Consider the following 19,813-nt stretch of genomic DNA (forward strand, 5'->3'; position numbering starts at 1 on the left):
TAAATAAATAAGAGTTAGAAAGTAGAAAAGGAGTGTCAAATGTCTGACAGTTTTGATGAGTTCTTTGACAATCATGCACAATGGACTGAACATGATGATTCTCCTTCTTCTGCTTCTAACGGTTCAGATTCGTCAGGAAAATCTCGCAAACGAGCAAAAGCGCGTCTTGCTGCAAAGAAACGTAAACGTCGAGCAAAAGCAGTTTTAGCTATATTGATTGTGTTCGTGCTATGTGTTGTTGGTTACGTTGGATACAGTGCTGTGCGTGCGTGGCGCTTGTCTCAGAACAGTGAAGCTGTTGCAGATTGGCCAGGCCCTGGTTATGGATCTGTTGAGTTTACAGTCGATACTGGCGAAGGCGCTATTAATGTTGCTGAAAAACTAGTGAAAGCGAATGTCGTTAAATCGCAAGCTGCATTCACTTCAGCTGTTTCTGCAAATAATAAAATTTTGTATCCTGGCGTTTACTCACTGAAAAAACATATGGCTGCTATTGATGTAGTTGATATTCTTTCAGATCAAACAAAAGCAGGCGGATTCCTTGATGTTCGTGCAGGGGATCACGCAGCAGACGTTTTGCAAAAAGCTTCAACATTATCTGGAATAAGTTTAGATAAATTCAAGGCTGCGTTAGCTGATGGTGCCGCAGGAATTTTGCCTGCTGAAGCAAACGGTAGCGTTGAAGGCTGGCTAGAGCCTGGAGTTTATAACGTAAAAGCTATGAAAAGTGCGGATGCTATTCTTTCCGCAATGGTAAAAAAGCGTATCGAAAAACTTGATTCTCTTGGAATTCCTAAAGGCAAAGATAGAGAAAAAGCTTTAATTATGGCGTCTATTGCCGAAGCTGAAGTGAATAATCGCGAATATTATGGCAAAGTTATTCGCGTAATACTGAATCGTTTGGCAAAAGATATGCCGTTAGGAATGGATTCTACTGTTGGCTACGGCGCTGGAGTAGAGCCTATTAAACTTACGCAAGCAATGCTTGACGATGCAAATAATCCGTATAATACGCGTATTCATAAGGGTTTGACACCTACGCCTATTGGTATTGCTGGAGACAACGCTTTGCTTGCAACCATTAAGCCTCAAGACGGTCCGTGGCTTTACTTCGTCACCACGAATTTGAAGACTGGTGAGACGAAGTTTGCGGATAACAAAGACGACTTTTTGAAATTCCGCGACGAGTACAAGCGCAACAATCCTGAAGGCAACTAAACTAAAGCTTGTTTTTGTTTTCCTTGATGTTGCGCGAGTTTTGGGGGATTTCTTTCCTCGCACGTCCCGTCCTTCGTCGCTTTGGCTGTTAGAGGTTTTGCTGTCTGCTTTGTTCTTAAAAGAATGTTGCTTCCTCAGTCCTCTTTTATTGCTCGTAGAGAAATCCCCCAAACTCTGCGTGTTTAATCGTTAATAACCGTGTCTATCGCAGAGATTTTTCGATTTTTCTTCTTCGCTTGGCGAATCAGCAGCCTGCGGCTCTGACGTTCGCCTCGCTCAGTGCGAAAAATCTCAAATCTCTACCACACTAATATCCACACGACTGAATGATGCAAAATTAAACTATTAAAATATAGCTTTTAACCACATAGATGTTTTGGGGTTGTAACAGTTTTGTAGGTTTTCGTAATCTGCTTTAATGAAGCAAATAATTATTACGATAATATCGGCGCTACCAACGCTTGTGTGCTTAATTTCAGTTTGCGCAACCGACATAAAAAGTCGCGTAGTGCCAAGACTTTGGGTTGTTATTGCAGGAATTTTTCAATCTTTTGCGAATCTTATATATTCGATTATCTTGTTTAGAAATATTGGCGTGCTGATTTTTGGCTGGATTTCTTGCGTAATTATTTTTGTAATTTACTGGAGTATGCGAAAAATTTCCGCAAAAAATGCTATTGGTTTCGGAGATGTTACGAGCGCGTCAATGATTGCACAAGCCTTGGTATTATTCGGCTTTGACTGCTTAATTTACTGGTTTGCTTTAGTTGGAGCAGTTGGCTTATTTTGGCTTTTACTATGGAAAATTTACTGCAAAATCTGCTCGCCAACAAACGTATTAATACCATTCGTACCAGTAGAAGCAATATCTGCAATACTCGCAGCATTGCTGTCAATAACAACCCGCTCAATACTTGGTAGTTAGTAGAGTAGAGTATTTAGACGCGTAAATTACTTGAGAATGGAGGAATGGCATGCTTAGATGGCAAACGGCAGGGGAGTCGCACGGTGAAGCGTTAGTAGCCATGATTGAAGGTTTGCCGGCTGGCGTGCATATTACTAGCAACGATGTGGTTTCGGCACTTGCTCGTCGTCGCCTTGGTTATGGTCGTGGCGCGCGCATGAAGTTTGAGCAAGACAAAGTGCGTCTTTTAACTGGAGTTCGCCACGGCGTAACGCTTGGTTCTCCGGTTGCTGTAGAAATCGCAAATACAGAGTGGCCAAAGTGGACTGAAGTAATGAGTGCAGATCCTTTGGATCACGAGGTTGAGCAAGTTGGCAGAAATGCTCCTTTGAGCCGTCCTCGCCCAGGTCATGCGGATTTAACAGGCATGCGCAAGTACGGTTTTAATGATGCTCGCGAAGTTTTGGAGCGCTCGAGTGCTAGGGAAACAGCTTCTCGTGTGGCTTTGGGTGCTATTGCTGATGCGTTTTTGCAGCAAGCTTTGGGTGTGCGCACTGTTGCGCATGTTATCGGCATCGGCGGCGAATACACTAACAAAAGTTTAGCTTTACCAACACCAGACGATGTTGCTGCTCTGGATGCTTCTCCAGTTCGCACTCTCGACAAAGATGCGCAAGAGCGAATGATGGCTCGCATCGACGAAGCAAAAGCAAATGCAGATACGCTCGGTGGAGTAGTGGAAGTACTTGCTTACGGCATGCCTGCAGGAGTTGGCACATACGTTGAGTCGGATCGTCGCTTGGATGCAGCTCTCGCGAGCGCGATTATGGGAATTCAGGCTATTAAAGGCGTGGAAATTGGAGACGGTTTTGCAGAAGCAGATCGCCCCGGATCAGCCGCGCACGACGAAATGGTAACAGACGAAAACGGGAAAATTAAGCGTCTTACTAATCGAGCTGGCGGAATTGAAGGCGGAATGTCGAACGGCGAAATTATTCGCGTGCGTGCTGCAATGAAGCCAATTCCGTCTATTCCACGCGCTTTGCGCACAGTTGATGTGCTTACTGGCGAAGCTGCTCAAGCTATTAATCAGCGCTCCGATTTCACTGCTGTGCCAGCTGCTTCCGTAGTTGCAGAAGCGATGGTAAGGCTTACTTTAGCTAAGTATGCTTTGGAAAAATTCGGCGGAGATTCTTTGCAAGAAACGCGCCGAAATGTGGAGTCTTACATAGCTTCCTGGCCGGAGAATATGAAATGAGCAGCACTAAACTTCCGCTAGCCGTTATTATTGGCATGCCTGCTGCTGGAAAAACGCGCGTTGGCCGCGAAGTTGCGCATCTTATGAATCTGCCTTTTTATGATACAGATGACATGATCGAGTGCGATATTGATATGTCAATACCGCAATATTTCGAAGAATATGGTCAGGATGCTTTTCGCGAAATAGAAGCTCGCATAGTGCGAGAAGCAATTTTAGGAGATACGCCTACAGAAGATTCTACAAAAGGAATAGTTTCGCTTGGTGGCGGTGCGCCTATGCGTGAAGAAACTCAAAAAGTTTTGCGTGAGTATATGCGTAGGGGCGGTCGCGTTGTGTATTTGCAAGCAAATGCTAAAGAGGCTATTGAGCGCGCAAGCTGGAATAATAATCGTCCTATGTTTTCTGGAGAAGACGCGCAAAAGCGTTGGATGGAATTATTTGAGCAGAGAGACCCTGTTTTTAGAGCGGTATCGAATATACACATGCAAACAAAAGGTTCGACTCCGTATATGGCTGCAGAAAAATTAAGGAGCATGATTATGCAACGTATTGTGCACGTAACAGGTGAAGGAATTGAACCATACGATGTGCGAATTGGCGACGGTGCAATGCAACTTCTGCCGCAAATGCTTGGAACTAAGCCGGTTAAAGTGGCGTTAGTTCACACGCAACCTGTTCAGCGTCATAGCGACAAAGCTCGAACTATTTTGCGCCAAGCTGGTTACGAAGTTTTCGACATGCTAATTCCGGATGCAGAAGCTGGAAAAACTATTAAAGTTGCAAGCGGATTGTGGGCTAACCTGGCAGAAGCTGGTTTTACTCGTTCGGATGCAATTGTTGGTTTAGGCGGAGGAGCAGCAACGGATGTCGCTGGCTTTGTTGCTGCAACTTGGATGCGTGGAATTCGCTATGTAAACTGCCCTACTTCGCTTCTTGCGATGGTTGACGCGTCTACTGGCGGTAAAACTGGTATTAATACGGATGCTGGAAAGAATCTAGTCGGCAGCTTTTACACTCCAGCTGGCGTTTTAGCAGATACTTCTACGCTTGCAACTCTTCCAAACGATATTCTTATTGAAGGCTTGGGTGAGGTTGCAAAATCTGGTTTTATTCGCGATGGCGAAATTTTGAAGATTCTTAGCGATGCCAATAACGCGAGGCTTTTGCGTGAATTTAATGGTGATGATTTAGAAAATAATAACGAACTTCACGAACTGCTTGTGGAGCTTATTGAACGAACAGTTAAAGTAAAGGCGTATCACGTATCGAGCGATTTAAAAGAGCAGGGTTTGCGCGAGTTTTTGAACTACGGGCATACGCTTGGTCACGCTATTGAGCAGATTGAGCACTTCCGTTGGCGTCACGGAAACGCTGTAGCTGTTGGCATGGTTTTTGCAGCGGAGCTTGCGCAAATTTTAGGATATTTGGATGCGGGAGACGTTGCGTATCATCGTTCGCTTTTAGATTCGCTTGGATTGCCAACTTCGTGGCAGTGCGCAAAAGACACTGATGCTGCTTTTGAGTGTGTGCTTAACCTTATGCATCGCGACAAAAAAGCGCGCGGCAACATGCTACGTTTCGTAATTTTAGATGGTATTTCGAATCCTATGCATTTAGACAATCCGCCTATTGAAGCTGTTCGTGAAGCTTTTGAGCGCGTTTATAAGCAAAATTAATTAATCTTGCGAGGTAAAAATGGAAAATCAGCATACAAAAAAAGTGCTTGTTGTAAACGGACCGAATTTAGGTCGTTTAGGCGTGCGCCAGCCGGATGTGTACGGTAGTGAGAACTTTGAAACTTTGCGCGAGAAATGCGAAAAGTGGGGAGCGGAGCTTGGGTTTGAAGTAGAAGTGCGCCAAAGTGACGACGAAGCGCAAATGGTTCACTGGATGCATGAAGCTGCGGATACTCATACGCCTGTTGTTATGAATCCTGCTGCTTTTACGCACTACAGTTACGCGCTCGCGGACGCTGCTCACATGGTTTTGGATGCTGGAGTTCCGCTTATGGAAGTGCATATTTCTAATCCTGCTGCGCGCGATGCTTTTCGTAAAATTAGCGTAATTAGTCCTGTTGCAACCGGCACTATTACAGGCATGGGATTGTACGGATATAAGCTAGCTTTGGAAGCCGTTGCGCATCTTGTTTGATTTTGTTCGATTTTTTGCGAATCAACACCCAGCGTCGAGGCTCGAAGATACTATGGAGTTCCATGGTTAGAAGACAACATGGTAACTCTCAGGAGCATATTACAAAGCATATTTTTGTCACTGGTGGCGTAGTTTCGTCCCTCGGAAAAGGCCTTACAGCATCATCTTTAGGCCGACTTTTACGCAGTCGCGGATTGCATGTATTACAACAAAAACTCGACCCTTATATCAATGTTGACCCGGGTACAATGAACCCATTCCAGCATGGTGAAGTCTATGTTACGGAAGACGGCGCAGAAACAGATCTCGATATTGGTCATTACGAGCGATTCCTCGATGTTTTCTTAAGCCAGAAAGCGAATGTAACGACAGGTCAGATTTATCAATCTGTGCTTCGTAAGGAGCGCGCTGGCGAATATTTGGGTCAGTGCGTGCAAGTTATTCCGCATATTACTGGCGAGATTAAGTCGCGTATGCGCGCGCAAGCTTCCGACGATGTAGATGTGATTATTACGGAAATCGGCGGCACAGTTGGCGATATTGAATCCCAGCCATTCTTGGAGGCTGCTCGCGAAGTTCGTCGCGATTTAGGTCCTGAAAACTGCATGTTTGTGCACGTTTCTTTGGTACCTTATATTGCTGCAGCGCACGAGTTGAAGACTAAGCCGACTCAGCATTCTGTGATGATGCTGCGTCAGCTTGGTATTTCTCCAGACGCGCTTGTTTTGCGCTCTGATCGTCCGCTTAATCAGGCTATTAAAGACAAGATTTCGCTTATGTGTGATGTTGATGCTGAAGGCGTTGTGAACTGCGTTGACGCTCCAAGCATTTACGATGTGCCGAAGATTTTGTTCAACGAGGGCTTGGATGCTTACGTTGTTCGTGAGCTTGAGCTTCCATTCCACGATGTTGATTGGAACGAGTGGGAAGATTTGCTTGAGCGCGTGCATCATCCAAAGCATGAGCTGAACATTGCAATCGTTGGCAAGTATATTGATTTGCCGGATGCTTACCTTTCCGTTACCGAAGCTATTAAGGCCGGCGGTTTTGCAAACTGGGCTAAGGTGAACGTGCGTTGGGTTGCTGCCGACAAGTGCGAAACTCAAGAAGGCGCTGCTGCAGCTCTTGACCAAATGGACGGCATGGTTATTCCAGGCGGCTTCGGCATTCGCGGTATTGAAGGTAAGATCGGAGCTTTGCGTTACGCTCGCGAGCACGGTTTGCCAACGCTTGGCCTTTGCCTTGGCTTGCAGTCCATGGTTATTGAGTACGCTCGTCACGTGCTTGGACTCGAGGATGCTAATTCCACTGAATTCGAGAAGGATTGTGGCGATCCAGTAATCGCAACTATGGAAGAGCAGAAGGATATCGTGGCTGGTAAGGGAGATATGGGTCACACAATGCGACTCGGCTCTTACCCTGCAACGCTTGAAGAAGGCTCTATTGTTGCTGAGCTTTACGGCTCTACGCATGTTACTGAGCGTCACCGTCACCGTTATGAAGTGAACGTGGCTTATAAGGATCGTTTGCGTGAAGCCGGCTTGCGTATTAGCGGTCAAAGCCCAGATGGTAACTTGACTGAGTTTGTGGAGCTTCCAAAGGAAGTTCACCCATTCTACGTGGCAACTCAAGCTCATCCAGAGTTTAAGTCTCGCCCAACTAAGCCTCATCCTCTGTTTGCTGGATTGGTTGCGGCTGCTTTGGAACATCAGGAAGCTGCTGCTAGTAGTAAGGCTGATAAGTAAGGCTTAAGTAAGGCTTAAGTAAGGCTTAAGTAAGAATTAAGAAAGCTTAAGTAAGGCTTAAGTAAGAATTAAGAAAGCTTAAGTAGTGCTTAAGTAAGAATTAAGTAAATAGAAATAAGCGGTAAGACTTGGTTTTCCTAAGTTTTACCGCTTTTTCATTCGCAAACGACCTTTTCTTTACACGCGCGTAAAGTTTCTGCCGTTTTTTGGTGTGTAGCCGACTTTTTCTTTACACGCGCGTAAAGTTTCTGCCGTTTTTTGGCGAGAATACGACCTTTTCTTGACAACGCTGTAAAGTTTCTGCCGTTTTGTTTTATTAGATTGTGATAAACATTACGTTTTGCTCATAACACGGCTATACCAAGAAATCGCATTACGCGGTAACCTTAGATAGGTGATAATTGAGTGGGGAGAGTGCAAAAGTAGCGCTTGGGGAGCAGCTTTTGCCAATTGATACGTACCGCGCGCAGGTGTGCGTTAAGTATGGAGGTGTTACAGGCTTTATGAGCGATACTAGCAATATGAGTGATGCTGGCAATATGAGCAATACTGGCGTTACTGGCGATACAAGCGTTGCAGCAAACGATGGCAATCCCGCAAAAAATAAAGCTGCAGACGTTGAAATGAGCCAGTATGTGGCAGATCGCGCTCGCGTAAACGAAGAGAAAATTCGTCAAGACGAGCAGATTGTTGCTGAATTTGGCGATTACAATTACGGCTGGCATGATTCGGATGCTGCAGGCGAAGCTGCGAAGAAGGGTATTGACGAGTCGGTTGTTCGCGCAATTTCCGCTGACAAGCACGAGCCGGAGTGGATGCTAAATCTTCGTTTGCAAGGTTACCGTGCGTTTTTGCAAAAGCCGATGCCGGATTGGGGCGTTGATTTAAGCGGTTTTGACGCGGATGATTTTAAATACTACGTGCGTCCGGTTCACGATCAAGCGAAAACTTGGGACGATTTGCCGGAAGATATTCGCAAAACTTACGATCGCTTAGGCATTCCGGAAGCTGAGAAAAAGCGCTTGGTTTCAGGTGTTGCAGCACAGTACGAGTCGGAAGTTATTTACAATTCGATTCGTGAGGACTTGGCAGCTCAAGGCGTGATTTTTGTTGATACTGATACAGCAGTGCAAAAGTATCCTGAGCTTGTAAAAAAGTATTTCGCAACTGTGATTCCTGTTGACGACAACAAGTTTGCGGCTCTTAACACAGCGGCTTGGAGTGGCGGCTCGTTCGTGTACGTGCCAAAAGGCGTGCATGTGGATATTCCGCTTCAGGCTTACTTCCGCATTAATACGCCAAACATGGGCCAGTTTGAGCGCACGCTTATTATTGCAGACGAAGGCTCTTACGTGCATTACGTTGAGGGTTGCACGGCTCCAATTTATTCCACGGACTCTCTTCACGCTGCAAACGTTGAAATTGTTGTGGAAAAGCATGCGCGCGTGCGATACACAACAGTGCAAAACTGGTCAAATAACGTGTACAACTTGGTAACTCAGCGAGCTTACGTGCGCGAAGGTGGCACAATGGAGTGGGTTGACGGCAACATCGGCTCTAAAGCTACTATGAAGTATCCTGCTTGCATTCTCGCAGAGCCGTACGCAAAAGCAGAAACTATGTCTTTGAGCTTTGCTGGTCGCGGTCAGTATCAAGATACGGGTGCGAAAATGATTCACTTGGCTCCGCATACGAGTTCCACGATTGTTGCTAAGTCGATTTCGCGTGGCGGCGGACGTTCAGCTTACCGCGGTCTTGTGAAGATTATTAAGGGCGCGAAGGGCTCTAGTTCGTCTGTTGTGTGCGACGCTTTGCTTGTTGACGATTTTTCGAGGTCGGATACTTATCCGCATGTTGATGTGCGCGAAGACGACGTTTCGATGGCTCACGAGGCCACTGTTTCCAAGGTTTCTGAGGATCAGCTTTTCTATTTGATGAGTCGCGGACTTGAAGAAAAAGAGGCTATGGGCATGATTGTGCGCGGCTTCGTGGAGCCGATTAGTCGCGAGCTGCCAATGGAGTACGCGCTTGAGTTGAATCGCTTAGTTGAGTTGCAAATGGAAGGATCCGTGGGCTGATGAGCGAAGATTTAAATAAGAATTTAGGCAATAAAATGACGGAAAAAGAAATTAGTATTCCTGTAGCAGACCCTAATGATCCGTACGCGGTTCCTGCAGCAATGCCTTCTAGTGCCGATAAATCCGTGCGCTCGTTCAATGTGGAAGATTTTGCGATTCCAACTCGCAAGCAGGAAGATTGGCGATACACTCCAGTTGAGCGAATCTCCGAGTTTTTCGAGCGTTTCGAGCCTTCTAATAGTATCCAAGTAACGCTTGAAGGCATTGGTGGAGCTGCGTTGGATGATTCTTACGTTGGAAGCGACGGTTCTGTAAGTTTGCAAGTAAAGCTGCAAAACGAGGCGCCTCATACCGACATGAAGCCGTCTGATCGCGCGGCTGCAGTTGCGTGGAATGCAGCGAAACAAGCGCACGTGCTTCACATATCTGGCGAAATCAAAAAGCCAATCGTGCTGAAAATTCAGGGCGATAATGTTAATACGCTTGACGCATTGCACTTAATAATCGAAGCGGATTCTCGCTCGAATGCTGACATTATTATCGAACATACCGGTTGCGCAAAACTTGCTGAAGGCGTGGAAATTATTCTCGGAAAACACGCGCACGTTTCTACTACATTTATTCAAGAGTGGGATTTGGGAAGCAAACACGTTGGAAATCAGCGTATTCACGTGGGTGAGGGTGCTTCGCTTCGCCACACGATGGTCACTCTTGGCGGAGATGTTGTGCGCATTCGCATGGATCAAGATTTTGGAGGCGAGCAGGGCGATTTGAACATGCTCGGCATGTATTTTGTGGATCCAGGCGAGCATGTTGAGCACCGCACGATGGTTGTGCACAACTATCCGGAATGCAAGTCGCGAGTGGTGTACAAGGGTGCCTTGGAAGGGAAGGGCGCGCATTCAACTTGGGTTGGAAACGCGCTTATTAAGCCGGAAGCTCCTGGCACAGATTCGTACGAGTTGAACCGTAATTTGGTGCTCACTCCTGGCGCAATCGCCGATTCTGAGCCGAATTTGGAAATTGAAAACGGAAATATTATTGGTGCCGGTCACGCAAGTTCAGTCGGTAGATTTGACGACGAAGAGCTTTTCTACTTGCAATCGCGCGGAATTAGCGAGATTGAGGCAAGGAAGCTTGTTGTGCGCGGATTCTTTAACGAGCTTATTGAAGAAATTGGCGTTCCGGAAATTGTTGATCACTTAATGAAGGCTATTGAGCGCCGTCTTGCAAGAACGGAAGAATAGGAGAAAATCATGTCAACTTTGGAAATTAAGGATTTGTACGCTTCTGTAGAAACAAAAGAAGGTCGCAAGCAAATCTTAAAAGGCGTAAATCTTACAGTTAATTCTGGCGAAACTCACGCAATCATGGGTCCTAACGGATCTGGAAAGTCTACTCTTGCATACACTTTGGCAGGACACCCAAAGTATGAAGTCGATTCGGGTCAAGTTCTTCTCGACGGCGAAGATATTTTGAAAATGACTCCTGACGAGCGCGCGAAAGCCGGATTATTCCTCGCAATGCAATACCCAGTAGAGGTACCGGGCGTATCTATGACGAACTTCCTTCGCACTGCAAAAACTGAAGTTGAAGGCAAAGCTCCATCTTTAAGAAGCTGGGTGAAAGAACTTAGCGAGGCTATGAAAAAGCTTCGAATGGATCCAAAATTTGCGTCGCGTTCCGTAAACGAAGGCTTCTCCGGCGGCGAAAAGAAGCGCGCGGAAGTTTTGCAACTAGAGCTTTTGAAACCAAAGTTTGCAATTTTGGACGAAACTGATTCCGGTTTGGATGTTGATGCTCTTCGAATCGTGTCGGAAGGCGTGAATCGCGCCAAAGAAAACACCGGTTTGGGCATTATGATGGTCACGCATTACACGCGAATCCTCAAGTATATTAAGCCGGATATTGTGCACGTTTTTGCGCAAGGTCACTTTGTAAAGACTGCAGGACCGGAGCTTGCGGACGAGCTGGAAGAAGAAGGCTACGACAAGTATTTGCCGGAAGGCGCAACTGAGTCGGCACTGGCTTAAGTGCGGCTATAAAGTAATAGTTTTAAATAACGGTTTAATATGACTACAGTGACTACAGAAAATATTATGCGAGAATTTAGCGATTTGCGCTCGCAGTTTCCGATTTTAAGTCGCACAGTTCACGGCACTTCGCTTCACGATACTGTGCACGGAAAACCCTTGATTTACTTGGATTCTGCAGCTACTTCGCAAAAGCCGCAAATTGTAATCGACGCCGAAAAAGAGTTTTACGAAACAATTAACGCTGGTGTGCACAGGGGAGCGCACGAGTTGGCTGCACTTTCGACTGTTGCGTTTGAACAAGCGCGTGCGAAAGTTGCGCGGCTTGTTGGAGCTTGCGCGGACGCTGGCAGTGAGGAAATTGTTGTTGCTCCGGGCGCGACCGGTGCGCTTAATCTTCTCGCAACTGCTATTGGTAACGCTAGTGCGAAGGCGAAAATTTGCAAAAAAGACAGCGATGATTCTGCTGATTTCCGCAAAAATTTCGCGCTTCGTGAAGGCGACTCAATAGTCGTATCTCGTGCGGATCACCATTCTGTTTTGCTTCCATTCCAGGAACTGGCTCTTCGCACTGGAGCGGAGCTTCGCTGGATTGACGTAACCGAAGACGGTCGTGTGCGCGCGGACGCGGATTATTTGCGGACGATTATTGACGAGCGCACGAAAATCGTTGCAGTTACGCATATTAGCAACGTTACTGGCGCTATTACGAACGTTTCGTCGATTTGCAAGCGCGCTCACGAAGTTGGTGCGATTTTTGTGCTCGACGCATGCCAGTCAGTTCCACATATTCCAGTTGATTTTCACGCGTTAGGCGTTGATTTTGCGGCATTTAGTGCGCATAAAATGTACGGTCCTACGGGAGTTGGATTCTTGTATGGTCGCCGCGAGCTTTTGAACGCGCTTCCACCTGCCAATTTTGGCGGTTCAATGGTGGAGCTTGCGTGGCTTAACAAGCCGGCGCAATACATGGATGCTCCTTACCGTTTTGAGGCTGGAACTCAGCCTGTTGCGCAAATGGTTGCTGCCGGAGTTGCAGCAGATTGGCTGCGCGCGTTGGATATGAGCCGAGTTGCAGAGCATGAGCAGGAAATTGCTGCAGAATTGCTAAAATTGCAAGATGTTCCAGGTGTTCGCGTTTTGGGTCCGACTGATTTGAGTCAGCGAATTGGCACGGTTGCTTTTGAAGTTGAGGGTGTGCATCCGCACGATGTTGGACAGTTTTTGGACGCTCAAGGCATTGCGATTCGCGTCGGGCATCATTGCGCTCAGCCGATTCACCGTCATTTTGGCGTGTATGCTTCGAATCGCGCTTCTGTTGGCGTTTACAACACAGTTGACGAGGCTCGCGCGCTTGTTGAAGCAGTCTCGCACGTTCGCGCCTACTTTGGCGCATAATATTGTTAGCGAGCGAGTTGGAGAGTTAGCGAGTTAGCCAAGCGAATCAGTGAGTTAGGAAGTAGGTAAGGAGTGCGTATGTTTGATATGGGTTTTGGTGCGGGCGCTGGTTTTGGTGCAGGTGATGCGGCTGGTGACGGCTTAGAAAGCATGTATCAAGAAGTAATTTTGGATGCTGCGCGAAATCCGCATGGCAAAACTCATTTCGAAAGCACGGACGCGCTCGCACAAGCGGAATTGCAGGAAGAATCTCAAGAATCTGCTGAAAATACAGAATCTGCAAAATCTCAAGAATCTGCAGAAAATACAAAATCTGCTGAAATTACCTTAAATAATGCTCACGAAAGTTGTGCTGTTACATCTGACGAAAACTCTGCTTTAGGTCAATCGCACCAATTCAATCCAACTTGCGGCGACGAAGTTACCATGCGCGTGGAGCTTTCGCGCAACGCGAATAATGACGAAACGCCAATAGTATCAAGTATTAAGTGGGATGGTCACGGCTGCTCTATTTCTCAAGCAAGTCTTTCAATGATGGTTGATCTAGTTGAAGGAAAATCGGTTGACGAAGCCTTGCGATTAGACTCGCTTTTCCACAAACTTATGGAATCTCGCGGCGCAGGTTTTGAAAACGAAGAGGACGAAGATGCGCTGGAAGATGCAATGGTTTTGCAAGGCGTATCGCGCTACCCAATGCGAATTAAGTGCGCGCTTTTGGCGTGGGAAGGCTTAAAAGACAGCATTGCAAAGGCTATGAAAGAACTATAAAATTTTTATGTAACGTAAAAGCAAGGAATATTATGGCAGAAAATCAATCGGCATCTGAGGTGACGCATGAAACGCATCCTGCGAATTTAAGCGCGAATGACATTGGCCGAGTTACAGAAGATGATATTTTAGACGCTTTACACGATGTTGTGGATCCTGAGCTTGGCATTGACGTGGTTGATTTGGGCTTGGTTTACGGCATTGAAATTGACGAGCTTGGGCGCGCAATTATTACTATGACGCTTACCACTCCTGCATGTCCGTTAACTGAATTGATTGAGGATGAGTGTGCGAATGCGCTCGCAGGCTTGGTGGAAGAGTTTCGTATTGATTGGACGTGGAAGCCGCGTTGGAGCGTTGAAAACATTAATGAGGACGGTCGCGCGCAGCTTGAGGCGCTTGGCTACAATCTCAACAGTTTGCAAGCGAGTTTTGCTGCAGGAATGTACGGTTCTGGCGTAGTTGGCGATGCGTCGATGAGTGCTGGTATTCCGCCAACTGTGTGAGTATTTGGTTTGCGTGCTGTTTTGTTTTGAGAGCAACGTATTGCACAAGTGGGAATTATGGGCGCTGAAATAAAAGCAGTTAGTGCAAGCGGTATCTGTGATATTCGCGAAATAAGTGATGTGCGCAATGATGTGCGCGAAATAAGTGATGTGCGCAAAAATAGTATCCGCGAATATGCTTTGCGCGGAATAACTGACGTTGTTTTCGACTTGCAATTGCTTGTAGATTGGGATGCGCGCCGCACTCTGGCTGCAGATTATCCGGATTTTATTGGGGAAGTGCTCTTTAGTTTCGAGCCGGAATGGGGTTTTGAGTTTCACGAGTCATTGCGCGAGGCTGGGTGGAGCTGCAAGCAGGCTTTGGATTCGTTTGATGAGCATCACGGGCCGGCAGTTACATGGCTGTATCGCTTGTATTTTGAGCGTTTCGAGCGCGGTTTCGCCGGCGAGCGCGCGGATGCTTCGGCTGTGGCGCGCGAGTTGATTGCGAGCGGCGTGCGCGTGTGGGCGCTTGGTAACGCTTCTTGCGATTGGCTAAACTGTGCACGCAAAACTTGCCCAATACTCGGCGAGCTTAACGGCGTTTGTGCATCTTACGAATCGCATTTGCGCAAACCCGACGTAATGCTTTACCGCGCGTTTTTGCAACAAACCGGTCTTTCCGCTGCTTCCGCGCTTTTTCTCGAAAGTGACTCTCGCGCAGCTTCTGCAGCGTCGTTGCTTTATTCTTAATCTGCGTCCTAATCGGCATTTTAATCTGCGCGCATTCTGCTGAATCTAAATTATCGCTATGAGTCTGTAGCTAACTTTTTACTTGTATTCGTGCGTTATTTATATAATAATAAAGCACAAAAGCAAGTTTTTTAATAAGCTTTTGTTATTCGTAAGATGGTTTTTAATAGGTTGGTATGTGATGGTAAAAGTAACAGCAAATCAAAAGATAACAAATATTAGTGCGATTAAAGGAATAGTTAAGAAAAATAACGGTATCATCACAGCAAAAGAAGTTTCTTCCGCAGGAATTGACTCTTGGTATCTAACTAGCATGGTCAAAAATAATGATTTGGAAAGAATTGCGCGCGGTGTGTATTTTGATAGCAATTCAAATAATTATGATGAACTTTATTTTTTCCAACTTCGCAATAAAGCTTGCATATATTCTTACCAAACTGCCTTGTATTTGCATAATCTTACAGATCGCATGCCGTTTATAAACGAAGTTACGGTATGTCAGGGTTATAACACATGGCGTATAAAAAATGATGTTGAAGTGCATCAAATTAGGAAAGAATGGTATAAAATTGGCGTTACAAGGGTGCGTACAATTATTGGTAATTATGTGATGTCTTGTGATATGGAGCGCACTATTTGCGATTTGGTTAGAAATCGTAGGCGTCAGGATTCAGAGATATTTGGTAAGGCTTTGCGTGCGTATGTGAGGAATCCTAATAAAAACGTACATAGATTGCGCGAATATGCCAAACAATTTGGTATTCTTCGGCAAGTTGACGATATTTTGGAGATTCTCGATGAATAACAGTAGTAATAAAAGTACTGCAATTAGAGATAGCGTTACGCAGCGTTTGCGTAACAAGTCGCAAGAACTTAGCTTAGATTACAACACTTTGTTAAGTAGATATTTCTTTGATGAGTTTTTGAAGTTGCTTGCAAAAAGTGAGTATAAAAATAATTTCGTCTTGAAAGGCGGAATGCTTCTGAGTTTTGTGCTTGGAATTGATAATAGATCAACCAAAGACATTGATTTTTTGATTAATGGTTTGAAAATGGAGGATTCTTATTTATTTAATGTTATTAAAAGTGTTACAACTTATGATGAAAACCATGATGGTATGTGGTTTGAAATCAACGACTCTACCGATTCTATTAGGCCTGAAGATGAATATGGTGGATATCGTTTTCATATAATCGGTCATTTAGATAAAATTAGGTTTCCTTTTTCGGTTGATATAGCTACTGGAGATCCAATGTATCCAGAAGTTAAAGTGGGAAAATATTCTACTGTTCTCGGAGACGATATAGATTTGCAAATGTATCCACTTGAATCAGTATTGGCTGAAAAATTGCAAACTATTCTCTCTAAGGCAGAAAGTAATACAAGAAGTAAAGACTTTTATGATATTTACGCAATTATGAACTCGCTGAATGCGTCTAATAACGGGAATTGTGGAGTTGCTATTGCGTATTTAACTGATTGTGAGTTTGTGAATCAAATTAATGAAAGTATTGATTTTAGTGTATTAAAAGTTGCCATGTCGCTTACTTGCAAACATAGGAATACGTATTTTTCAAAAGTAAAAGCACGTGAAATACTTGAATACATCTCATGTGATAGTGCTGTAATCGATAGATGGAATAGATATGCTAAGAAGCATCAGTACGCGAAAAGTGTAAATTTTGAGGATGTTATTTCCTCTATCTTAAAATTAATAAATCTTATGCTTGATTAGGTTTTAGCTTTGATTTTTGTAACTTGTAATTGTGCGTTATTTATGAAAATATAACGCACAAAAGCAAGTTTTTTATAAGCAAGATAGTTAGCAAGTGTTAAGTCATGCAATCGGAGACACTCGTGCAGTATGGAATCTGCACCAGTGTCTTAAAACTGCCGATTAGGGACACTAGCGCAGTATGGAATCTGCACGCGTGTCCGAAGAACGCAATTAAGAGGCTCTAGCGCAGAAATCGTACTGCACGCGTGTCTGAAAACAGACAGAATCAGCACTGCCTTCGTTATTAGAAACGAAGGCAGACCTCGCTTGCGTTGAAAGTCCACTGGACTTTCAACCCTAAGCAAGCTCGGCCGCTTCGAGCGAATCGTATCCATACATGTGCACAGTATTCGCAATAATCATTTGCGTAAGATTTAGATTTTCCGCGCGCAAGTTATGTACAAAACGCTGGTATTTAGCGAAAGTTGCGTCAGAATACGTGCTTAATTCGCCTCGCAAATACGTTTCAAAAGACGTATTTTCTGCTGTATCCTCGCTAGTTTTAAGTACGCGCATCGCAAAACCCAAATTCGGGTAGCGCTCGCGAAAATCCGCAGCCCACTCAACTTGCGTTAAAATAATCTGCTCCTGCGCGCTTTTTCTAGGCTCCAAAATCGGCTTAATATAAGGCTTAATCGTGCGCTCAAAAATTTCCGGCGCAGTAGACTCCATCATTCGCGCATACTTTTCCGTAATCAAATTGCCGCCGTCGCTGTTTGCACGCTCAAGATCCTGCTTATAAGACTCCTGCAAATCCAGCGGCCACGCCAAAAACTGACTCATGCGCATAATGCGAAAAGTTGGCCAGTTTCCTTGGCAATTCGCGCGTCCGCCTTCGTTTTCTGTAAGCTGGAACTGATCCCACTCGAGTTGGGTGATTTCTTCCGCAAGTTTTTGCGTTTTCGGCTTTTCTGCTTTCGGATTTTGCGTTTTCGTATTTTCTTCTTCCGTATTTTGCGCTTTTTGATTTACTGATAAATCGCACATCATAAGCTCCTCAAACATGCTGCGCGCGAGTGAATATGCGCTTCAATGTACGGCCGCTGCCATTCCAAAAAAGTTTCGTCGCAATCGCTTAAGCCTTGATATTGCAACTCTCGCACAATATCCTCGCAAATGCTGTCAATTATTTGCGTAACTTGCTTTTGCGCAAGTCCAGCTCCTTTGCCGCCTTCGCCAAAACCGTCTCCGCCGGAACCGTCGCCACCAAAGCATGCAGCGGAAGAAAGTCGCATTACCGACTCAAGTTTGCTGCATACTTCCGGAAGCCTAGATGCCATGCGATTGCTGAGCTTGCGCAATGCTGCAAACTGCCACTTGTAGTAAGGCAAGTAGCCTGCGGTTACAGGATTGTTGAGCAGAAAAACGAGTGAAGCGGTCGCGCGCACGAATTCGTTGATAGAAAGCCATGCTGCGGAAGCGTCTTTTCGCGCGATCATGCGTGGGAAATTGTATTGGCCGGCTTGCGAAATCATGCCAAGTCTTCTGGAGATTAGTGAGATTCGCACGTCGTCCGGCATGAGTTTGAAGCTTTGGCGCGCTTTTGAGAACTCGCCAAGAGGATCCGCGAAAATTTTGCCATTCGTCGCTGCTGCAAGCGTTGACTCGCTTAATGATAGCCATAAGTGCGGCTCGTTTTGGCTTGGAGCAGTGGGGAAGCTGGTTAGATTTTCGAAAAATTCGCTTATGTGAAATACTCCGACGCGTTTGCTGATTTCGCATGATTTTGCGCGCGGCGTTTCTTTGCGGGATCCAAAACCGGCGTATCTCTGCGGAAGTGCGTCGTAAGCGTTTTGCAAATCCGCGCCGATTTCCGCGTAATCTTCGTCAGTAAGCCACAAGCAGAAGCCTGGTCCAAAATCGTGATCGCGCGAAATCTTGTCGTCAAAACCGTAACATTCCGAGCCGTGACCAACTAATCCGGCTGCAATGCGATTTTTGTATTTCGCGAATTTTGGCTGATCGAGTAGTGCTTTTCCGTAAGTTTGCCAATATGATTGCGCTAATTGCATGCCGGTTTTTATGTTTTGAGTTGCTGGGTTATTGTTTGCTGCGTGTTGGGTTTCTGTTTGTTGGGTTGCTGATTCTTGAATTTCTATAGATTCTTCCGTAACTTTTTCTGCCAACTCGCGCGTCTGCTGCAAATTTTCCGACGTAATCGCGTAAGATTCGCTATCTTTTCCGTAGCATCTTGCAATCAAATCAAGCGCTTTACTATAACTTTCCTCCGCCTGAGCGTACTCGCCGCGCGCGCACTGCACTTGCGCAAAACCAGCCAAAGCAGAAGCGTAATGCGGCTGATTTTCGTTATTTCCTGCGATGTACATGCGAACGCTGATCGAAGCATGTTCAAAAGCAGAGTCAAGAGTTGCGGATTTGCTGTTCGGGCTGGTGTTAGGATGCGAGCACTCCTTCGTGCACTCCTTCGTGCACTCCTTCGTACACTCCTGCAAAATCGCAAGCGCAAGATTCGTGTGCGTGGCTGCAATATCGATATCGCGCTCAGGATCAGTGCTCGTATTTTGCAAAATTTCAAGCGCCTGATTGAGCTCCTCAATTGCATCATGCGTGCGACCGGTTTCGCTGTAAAGCATCGAAAGATTGTTGTGAAGCGCGGCAAGCTTGCGATTTTTGGCACCAAGAGTCGTTGCGGATTCGTTAAGAGCCTGAGTGTAAATTTTTTCTGCGCGATTGTAGTCGCCAGCCGCGCGGAGGCTAGTAGCAGCGTTAATTAGCGTGGTTGTGCCAGCTTCGGTGCCAGCTAGTTGCATTTTGTTTGCAAGATTTAGAGCGCGATTGATGATTGGCTGATTTTTTGCGTGTTCTCCGCGCGAACGGTAAAAGCCCATGAGTTCGTTGAGAATAGACAGTTGCAGGGGATTGGTTTGCGCGATTCCGGAATTTACCTGCGTTTCGGCAAGTTTTCGCAAAAGATACGTTTCGATCGTGTCTGCACTTGCGTGATTCGCGAACATTTCGTCAAGCTCGTTATAAAATTGCGCAGCGTCCTCCATCAAAGCCCCCTTGCTATTGCGCTTGTTCACAATCAATCGACTTCAACTTTACAGCCATGTAAAGAAACTGCCGCTTTCACGCCAAATTGCGGCAGAAACTTTACGAGAGTGTAAAGAAAAGGTCGGTTACGCGCGAAAAAACGGCAGAAACTTTACGCACGTGTAAAGAAACTGCCGTTTTCACGTCTTAATCCGGCAGAAACTTTACAGCCGTGTATAGGAAATGT

Annotated in this window: 17 protein-coding genes; 15 read left to right on the top strand and 2 right to left on the bottom strand. The window is 45.7% G+C overall.

Annotated features, from left to right (window positions below; translation table 11 throughout):
• Nucleotides 1-39 precede the first annotated feature (39 nt).
• The 15 genes from mltG (at nt 40) to ACJV2T_RS01750 (ending at nt 16,530) form a co-directional block, all read left to right on the top strand.
• On the top strand, nt 40-1,218 hold the full coding sequence (gene mltG / locus ACJV2T_RS01680) for an endolytic transglycosylase MltG (RefSeq protein ID WP_419398955.1): 1,179 nt from the start codon (nt 40-42) through the stop codon (nt 1,216-1,218).
• 418 nt (nt 1,219-1,636) lie between these two features.
• Nucleotides 1,637-2,143, top strand: coding sequence for a peptidase A24 (locus tag ACJV2T_RS01685; RefSeq protein WP_419398956.1), 507 nt, complete (start codon nt 1,637-1,639; stop codon nt 2,141-2,143).
• Between the two features lie 49 nt (nt 2,144-2,192).
• Nucleotides 2,193-3,380, top strand: coding sequence for a chorismate synthase (aroC, locus tag ACJV2T_RS01690; protein ID WP_419398957.1), 1,188 nt, complete (start codon nt 2,193-2,195; stop codon nt 3,378-3,380).
• Entirely contained in the window at nt 3,377-5,059 is a 1,683-nt protein-coding gene (locus ACJV2T_RS01695) for a bifunctional shikimate kinase/3-dehydroquinate synthase (RefSeq protein ID WP_419398958.1), read from the top strand. The genes aroC and ACJV2T_RS01695 overlap by 4 nt, the downstream gene beginning before the upstream one ends.
• 19 nt (nt 5,060-5,078) lie before the next feature.
• Nucleotides 5,079-5,534 carry a type II 3-dehydroquinate dehydratase gene (aroQ, locus tag ACJV2T_RS01700; RefSeq protein ID WP_076002657.1) on the top strand — a complete coding sequence of 152 codons (456 nt, stop codon included), beginning with the start codon at nt 5,079-5,081 and terminating at the stop codon, nt 5,532-5,534.
• A gap of 62 nt (nt 5,535-5,596) precedes the next feature.
• Nucleotides 5,597-7,279: a CTP synthase gene (locus tag ACJV2T_RS01705; RefSeq protein ID WP_415683362.1), complete on the top strand. Its 1,683-nt coding sequence runs from the start codon at nt 5,597-5,599 to the stop codon at nt 7,277-7,279.
• A gap of 623 nt (nt 7,280-7,902) precedes the next feature.
• Entirely contained in the window at nt 7,903-9,357 is a 1,455-nt protein-coding gene (gene sufB / locus ACJV2T_RS01710; RefSeq protein WP_196218527.1) for a Fe-S cluster assembly protein SufB, read from the top strand.
• Nucleotides 9,357-10,604: a Fe-S cluster assembly protein SufD gene (gene sufD, locus ACJV2T_RS01715; RefSeq protein ID WP_419398959.1), complete on the top strand. Its 1,248-nt coding sequence runs from the start codon at nt 9,357-9,359 to the stop codon at nt 10,602-10,604. Before sufB ends, sufD begins: the two co-directional genes overlap by 1 nt.
• A gap of 9 nt (nt 10,605-10,613) precedes the next feature.
• Complete coding sequence (sufC, locus tag ACJV2T_RS01720) at nt 10,614-11,390, top strand: Fe-S cluster assembly ATPase SufC (RefSeq protein WP_004110671.1); 777 nt, start codon at nt 10,614-10,616, stop codon at nt 11,388-11,390.
• A 66-nt stretch (nt 11,391-11,456) separates the two neighbouring features.
• Nucleotides 11,457-12,788 (top strand): SufS family cysteine desulfurase, encoded by a 1,332-nt coding sequence (locus ACJV2T_RS01725; protein WP_419399080.1) that lies wholly within the window; start codon nt 11,457-11,459, stop codon nt 12,786-12,788.
• A 78-nt stretch (nt 12,789-12,866) separates the two neighbouring features.
• Entirely contained in the window at nt 12,867-13,556 is a 690-nt protein-coding gene (sufU, locus tag ACJV2T_RS01730) for a Fe-S cluster assembly sulfur transfer protein SufU (RefSeq protein WP_419398960.1), read from the top strand.
• Between the two features lie 32 nt (nt 13,557-13,588).
• A complete protein-coding gene (locus tag ACJV2T_RS01735) occupies nt 13,589-14,062 on the top strand; it encodes a metal-sulfur cluster assembly factor (protein ID WP_064340461.1) in 474 nt (157 codons plus the stop codon).
• A 57-nt stretch (nt 14,063-14,119) separates the two neighbouring features.
• Nucleotides 14,120-14,794, top strand: a complete 675-nt coding sequence (locus ACJV2T_RS01740; protein ID WP_419398961.1) for an HAD family hydrolase — start codon at nt 14,120-14,122, stop codon at nt 14,792-14,794.
• A 181-nt stretch (nt 14,795-14,975) separates the two neighbouring features.
• Nucleotides 14,976-15,599: a type IV toxin-antitoxin system AbiEi family antitoxin domain-containing protein gene (locus ACJV2T_RS01745; RefSeq protein WP_415687343.1), complete on the top strand. Its 624-nt coding sequence runs from the start codon at nt 14,976-14,978 to the stop codon at nt 15,597-15,599.
• The gene (locus ACJV2T_RS01750; RefSeq protein ID WP_419398962.1) at nt 15,592-16,530 is read left to right on the top strand and encodes a nucleotidyl transferase AbiEii/AbiGii toxin family protein; all 939 of its coding nucleotides are present in this window, start codon (nt 15,592-15,594) and stop codon (nt 16,528-16,530) included. Before ACJV2T_RS01745 ends, ACJV2T_RS01750 begins: the two co-directional genes overlap by 8 nt.
• A 339-nt stretch (nt 16,531-16,869) precedes the next feature.
• Here the strand turns inward: ACJV2T_RS01750 and ACJV2T_RS01755 are convergent, their stop codons facing one another.
• Complete coding sequence (locus ACJV2T_RS01755) at nt 16,870-17,559, bottom strand: DUF4125 family protein (RefSeq protein WP_419398963.1); 690 nt, start codon at nt 17,557-17,559, stop codon at nt 16,870-16,872.
• Nucleotides 17,559-19,586: a DUF4037 domain-containing protein gene (locus ACJV2T_RS01760; RefSeq protein ID WP_419398964.1), complete on the bottom strand. Its 2,028-nt coding sequence runs from the start codon at nt 19,584-19,586 to the stop codon at nt 17,559-17,561. Before ACJV2T_RS01760 ends, ACJV2T_RS01755 begins: the two co-directional genes overlap by 1 nt.
• Nucleotides 19,587-19,813: the final 227 nt, after the last annotated feature.

Origin of the sequence: Gardnerella phocaeensis, from assembly GCF_048545075.1 — a bacterium.
GTDB lineage: Bacteria > Actinomycetota > Actinomycetes > Actinomycetales > Bifidobacteriaceae > Bifidobacterium > Bifidobacterium vaginale_J.